At 47.2% G+C, this 5823-nt stretch carries 4 protein-coding genes and 1 pseudogene; 3 read left to right on the top strand and 2 right to left on the bottom strand.

Translation table 11 applies throughout. The features are described 5' to 3' along the window. Window positions 1-410, bottom strand: a pseudogene (locus GY843_RS00880) (mandelate racemase/muconate lactonizing enzyme family protein); the annotation flags it as partial. A gap of 31 nt (window positions 411-441) precedes the next feature. Next, complete coding sequence (locus GY843_RS00875) at window positions 442-1209, bottom strand: class II aldolase/adducin family protein (protein WP_297305832.1); 768 nt, start codon at window positions 1207-1209, stop codon at window positions 442-444. 268 nt (window positions 1210-1477) lie between these two features. On the opposite strand from GY843_RS00875, the gene cysM reads away from it, so the two are divergent. The 3 genes from cysM to mazG all read left to right on the top strand — a co-directional run bounded on the left by cysM (window position 1478) and on the right by mazG (window position 5761). After that, window positions 1478-2374: a cysteine synthase CysM gene (gene cysM, locus GY843_RS00870; protein WP_297305831.1), complete on the top strand. Its 897-nt coding sequence runs from the start codon at window positions 1478-1480 to the stop codon at window positions 2372-2374. A 262-nt stretch (window positions 2375-2636) separates the two neighbouring features. Next, a complete protein-coding gene (gene relA / locus GY843_RS00865) occupies window positions 2637-4892 on the top strand; it encodes a GTP diphosphokinase (RefSeq protein WP_297305830.1) in 2256 nt (751 codons plus the stop codon). A 50-nt stretch (window positions 4893-4942) separates the two neighbouring features. Further along, entirely contained in the window at window positions 4943-5761 is an 819-nt protein-coding gene (mazG, locus tag GY843_RS00860) for a nucleoside triphosphate pyrophosphohydrolase (protein ID WP_297305829.1), read from the top strand. The last annotated feature ends 62 nt before the right edge of the window (window positions 5762-5823 follow it).

The following is a 5823-nucleotide window of genomic DNA, read 5'->3' as shown; positions in this document are numbered from 1 at the left end:
TCCCAGTCAAACTGTAACTGGCTGGCGTAAGTGCGTAACTTATCGTTCACCTTACCGCCCAATAACTGATAAACCGGCAAGCCAAGCGCTTTGCCTTTGATATCCCAAAGCGCAGTATCAATCGCACTCATTGCTGCGTAGATGATTGGACCGCCACCTAAACCCCAGAAACTGCCGCGCAGCATAAGGTTCCACAGGTCTTCGGTCTGGAATGGGTCACGGCCAATCAGCATCTCTTCTGCAAACTCTTTGATCATGTTTGCTGCTGCGCTATGGCCTAGATCGTAAGCAAGGCCCGCTTCACCAACACCGCTTAATCCCTCGTCAGTATGGATGCGTACAAAAACAGGGTTCCACACCGGACGGTCAGGGCAGTGAATATCAAAAATCTCAACGCGATTAATCTTCATGTTTAAACCTTAATAATTGTATTAACAGACCCTAGGACGCAAAGCCTGGATCAAGGCGGTAAGCCTTGCGTAGCATGGCTGGCCATGACTTTTGGCCTCCAGTTGAGCCGGAGTGAACCACGTTTGCCTGTTTGGATATACCTTCGACGATTTCAGGAGCTACTTCAATCACTTCCTGACCTGTTGCTTGAACTAATAATTGGATTTCACAAGCTCTTTGCAAATCATACATACGCATAAATGCATCACCCACCGTTGGGCCGACGGTTAGCGCTCCGTGGTTAGGTAACAGGAGGAAGTTATTAGTTCCCATATCTTCCTGCAGGCGCTTTTTCTCTTCTGGATTAACCGCGAGGCCTTCATAACCATGGTGCCCGATAGAATTCAGGGAGAAACAAGAATACTGACTCAAAGGCAGTAAGCCTTCTTTGAGGGTAGATACCGCAATCGTTGCATTAGTATGCAGGTGAATAACACAGTGTGCGTCAGCTCGAGCCTCATGCACAGCACTGTGAATAGTAAAACCCGCAGGGTTTATATCGAATGGGGTTTCATCAAGGATATTGCCTTGAAGATCTACCTTAACCAGATTGGATGCAGTCACTTCATCAAAGCTCAGGCCAAAGGCATTGACCAGATAATGCTCAGTGCCAGGAACCTTGGCTGAAATATGGGTATAGATCAGATCTCCCCACCCCATATCCTCAACCAGCCTATAACAAGCAGCCAGATCTACACGGGCCTGCCACTCTTCGGCAGAGACTTTATTTTTCAGATCAAGTTGAGGTAGTTCAAACATTAGACTGTTCCTGAAATAGCAATGACAGAGGAGGCAATATACACCTCAGCGATAAGGCGTGAAACCAGTTTAGATAAGGATTATACGTCGAAAAGAAAAATGAGCGTTGATCTGGTTCCCTGTTTTGTATTGTGACGGGGGATGGATAGCAGTGATGGAATAAGTTGAGCTTTTAGGGAACCCCCGGTAAAATTCCGAGTCTTCTTGTAGGGTATAAAAACTTTCTTTTTTATTCTCTTTTGTATATTTGATTCCACTGGTGAGTTGCATGAGTTTCGAATTCCCAACCATTGAAGATTATGTTGGTAAAACCCCGCTGGTACGTTTGCAACGTATAGGTCAGGGGCGTGGCAACGTGGTCCTTTGTAAGTTAGAGGGAAATAACCCTGCAGGTTCCGTAAAAGACCGTCCGGCAATTAGCATGATTCAGCGTGCTGAAGAGCGTGGGCAGATCAAACCAGGGGATACATTGATTGAGGCGACTTCAGGCAATACTGGTATTGCGCTGGCGATGGCTGCGGCAATTAAAGGCTACAAAATGAAGCTGATTATGCCGGATAACAGCAGTGAAGAGCGTAAAGCCTCCATGACCGCATACGGTGCTGAGCTGATTACAGTAAGTAAAGAAGCAAGTATGGAAGGTGCGCGTGACCTCGCGTTGGAAATGCAGGCCCGTGGTGAAGGTATTGTGTTGGATCAGTTCTCCAATATGGATAATCCTGAAGCTCACTACCAGGGCACAGGGCCTGAAATTTGGGAGCAGACACAGGGCAAAGTAACCCATTTTGTCAGCTCAATGGGAACGACCGGGACTATCATGGGTACTTCGCGCTTCCTCAAAGAGCAGAATGCAGATATTCAGATTGTGGGTTTACAGCCAAGTGAAGGTGCCCAGATTCCGGGAATTCGCCGTTGGCCTCAGGAGTATCTGCCATCTATTTTTGATGAGAAGCGAGTTGATCAGGTACTGGATATCACACAGGACGATGCTGAAAATACCATGCGTGCTTTAGCGCAGGAGGAAGGGATCTTCTGTGGTGTTTCTTCCGGTGGTGCTGTCGCGGGTGCTTTACGCTTAGCTGAGCAGGTCGAAAACTCGGTCATTGTTTGCATTATATGTGACCGCGGGGACCGGTATTTGTCCACAGGGGTTTTTAACTCCTGATAACGTTTTTAAGAAAAGCCCACTATGGGCTTTTTTTATGTCTGTGTTCGTATAAACAACGCTCAACAGATTTAAATTCGCGCTTTAGCTTTTGAAAGCTTAGAATATGCGCCGCAGGTAGATAGGGTTGAGAAGAGGGTTTCTTAACACCTTGAAAAAAAGGGTTTTGACCATACCTCTATCTGCAGAAGATAAGAATAATAATGGCCGATTGTCGGGGTAGATAATCGGTGTAGAGAATAGTTGGAGCGGTAATTTCATCATGGTTAAGGTTCGTCAGGATCAGCCAATTCGAGACGATGGATCTGTAGATCTCGAATTGTGGCTTGATCATCTACAGGAGCTGACTGAAGTAGATGATATAGATGAAATTCGTCGAGCTTGTGAAGCTGCAAAACAAGCTCAAGAGCGTTTGGACAGTGATGAAGATGTATGGGCTGAAAACAGCCACAGTAGTTTTCGCACCGGTCTGGAGATGGCTCAGATACTGGCTGATCTTAATCAAGACCAGGAATCATTGATTGCTGCAATTCTTTACCGCGCAGTTCGTGAGCGCAAACTCCCTATAGAAAGAGTTCGTAAACAGTTTGGTAAACCCATTGCTCAGTTGATCATGGGTGTACTTCAAATGGCTGCAATCGGCAGCCGTAAAAACCCCCGTATAGATGACAGCGTTCTGGGTAGTGAAACCACCCAGATGGATAATATTCGTAAAATGCTGGTGGCAATGATTGATGATGTGCGTGTCGCACTGATCAAAATTGCAGAGCGTACTTGCGCCATCAGGGGGGTAAAAGACGCTACTCGTCGTAAACGTTATTTAGTCTCTCGTGAAGTCTTTGATATCTATGCCCCTTTGGCCCATCGTTTGGGTATTGGTCATATAAAGTGGGAGCTTGAAGACCTTTCCTTCCGTTACCTGAAGCCAAACGACTATAAACATATTGCCAAGCTTCTAGATGAGAAACGTCTGGATCGTCAGGATTATATCGACCAGGTAGTTGAGCGACTTGGATCTGAGCTCAACCGTATGGGTATAGATGGTGAAGTAACCGGTCGCGCCAAACATATCTACAGCATCTGGCGCAAAATGCAGCGCAAGAATATTGAGTTCAACCAGGTATACGATGTTCGTGCGGTGCGTATTCTTGTTCCGAAAAGTCGTGATTGTTATGCCGTGCTGGGTATTGTGCATGGTTTGTGGCGTAACATCCCGCATGAGTTTGATGATTACATAGCTTCTCCTAAACCGAATGGGTATCGCTCTCTGCATACTGCGGTATTCGGTCCGGATGGTAAGGTTCTAGAGATCCAGATCCGTACCTTTGATATGCATGAAGAAGCGGAGTTAGGTGTCTGTGCCCACCACCTTTACAAAGGCACGGATACTAAATCCAGCAGTGATGCATACGAGGATAAGATCGCTTGGTTGCGTCAGGTTCTTGAGTGGCATGATGGCCTCGGAGAAACCGAAGGTTTTGGTGAGATGCTGCGTGGTGACGTGGTTCAGGATCGCCTTTATATCTTTACGCCAGATGGCCATGTAATCGAGATGCCTAAAGGCTCAACCCCTGTTGATTTTGCTTACCGGGTTCATACTGAGATTGGTCACCGTTGCCGTGGGGCCAAAATTAATGGCCGTATTGTCCCTCTGAACCGCAGGTTACAGACAGGAGATCAGGTTGAGGTGATGACAGGTGCTGAAGAGCGCCCGCGCCGTGACTGGTTAAATGTTAACTTGGGCTTTGTGACGACTGCCCGTGCCAGAGCAAAGGTGGCACACTGGTTTAAGCTGCAGGCGAAAGAACAGAATGCCGATGCAGGTAAGCAGATTGTTACCAAAGAGTTTAAACGCTTGGCGATTGACCAGGAAGAGCTGGATATGCAGCTTATCAGTACTGAGGTCAATCTTAAGAGTGTTGAGGATCTGTTTGCTGCTTTGGGTGCCGGTGATATTCGTCTGTCACAGATAATCAATGCTGCACAGAAACAGATTCTGGCTGATGAGCCGGAAGAGCAGTTGGACCTGGCTCTTCCTGAATCAGCATCATCCGAAAACCAGCCAGAAGGCATTCGCATTCGTGGAGTTGGCAACCTGCTCACTACTATGGCTAGCTGTTGTAAGCCGGTACTGGGCGATCCTATTTCGGGTTATATCACTCAGGGGCGTGGTGTTTCTGTCCACCGTGAAGACTGTAATAACCTGATACAGCTCCAGGAAAAAGAACCAGAGCGCATTATTGAAGTTGACTGGGGTGAAGAGGGTGAAAACACCTACCCGGTTGATATCTATATCGAAGCGTTTGACCGTTCCGGTTTGCTACGAGACGTAATGCTTGTGCTTGCTGCAGAAGATTTGAATATTATTGCGGCGAATACTCTGTCGGATAAGCGTGAAAATATGGCGCGCTTAACGCTAACCGTTGAGATCTCAAGTCTGGATCTGCTGGGTAAAATCATGGATAAGATTAATCAGGTACCAAACGTGATGGAAGTTCATCGTCAGCGTACGTTGTAAATCACTTTCGCCTTTATCTTTACCCTAATCTTAGCTTCAGGAGTGTAGTTGTGGCTCAATACACCATTGATGATCTGATCTACTTAATGTCACGCTTGCGTGACCCTGAAACAGGTTGCCCATGGGACCTTAAGCAGAGCTTTGCCACCATTGTTCCGCATACCCTGGAAGAAGCCTACGAAGTGGCAGATGCCATTGAGCGTGAAGACTGGGGGCATCTTAATGATGAGCTTGGTGATCTGCTGTTTCAAGTTATCTTCTATGCGCAGCTGGGTTCTGAAGAGCAGCGTTTTGATTTCTCCAGCATTGTTTCCAATCTAATCACCAAACTGGTTCGTCGCCATCCTCATGTTTTTCCGGGCGGTACACTGCAGTCCAACAGTGCTGATACCCCGCTGACAGATGAGGAGATAAAGCGTAACTGGGAAGCGATAAAACAGCAGGAACGCAACGCTAAAGGTGAATCGGGTGATAGCCGTATTCTCGATGATGTGCCTCGAGCTTTGCCGGCTCTATCCCGGGCAGCAAAACTACAGAAACGCGCAGCCCAGGTAGGTTTTGACTGGGATGATGCAGAGTCTGTCCTCGACAAGATTGAAGAAGAACTCGCCGAATTGCGTGAAGCGATCCGTGCTGGAGATAAAGCTGCTGTAGCAGACGAAATGGGCGATATGATCTTTGCTCAAGTGAATCTGGCGCGTCATCTTGGAGTGAACCCAGAAGATGCCGTTCGTGGCACGAATCACAAGTTTGAGCGTCGTTTCAGTCATGTGGAGGACTGTGTGCGTGAATCCGGTAAAACCTGGCAGGAATTCAGCCTTGATCAACTGGATGCGTTCTGGGATCAGGCCAAAGCTAAAGGGCTATAGCGCTACTTGTACGACTATTAATTCACTGAAATCACTGTATTTTTATTCCTTTAATGGGGTAG

Origin of the sequence: Neptuniibacter sp. (genome assembly GCF_024231755.1) — a bacterium.
GTDB lineage: Bacteria > Pseudomonadota > Gammaproteobacteria > Pseudomonadales > Balneatricaceae > Neptuniibacter.
The sequence above is the reverse complement of the archived record's forward strand: the minus strand, read 5'-3'. Positions and strand labels throughout refer to the sequence as shown.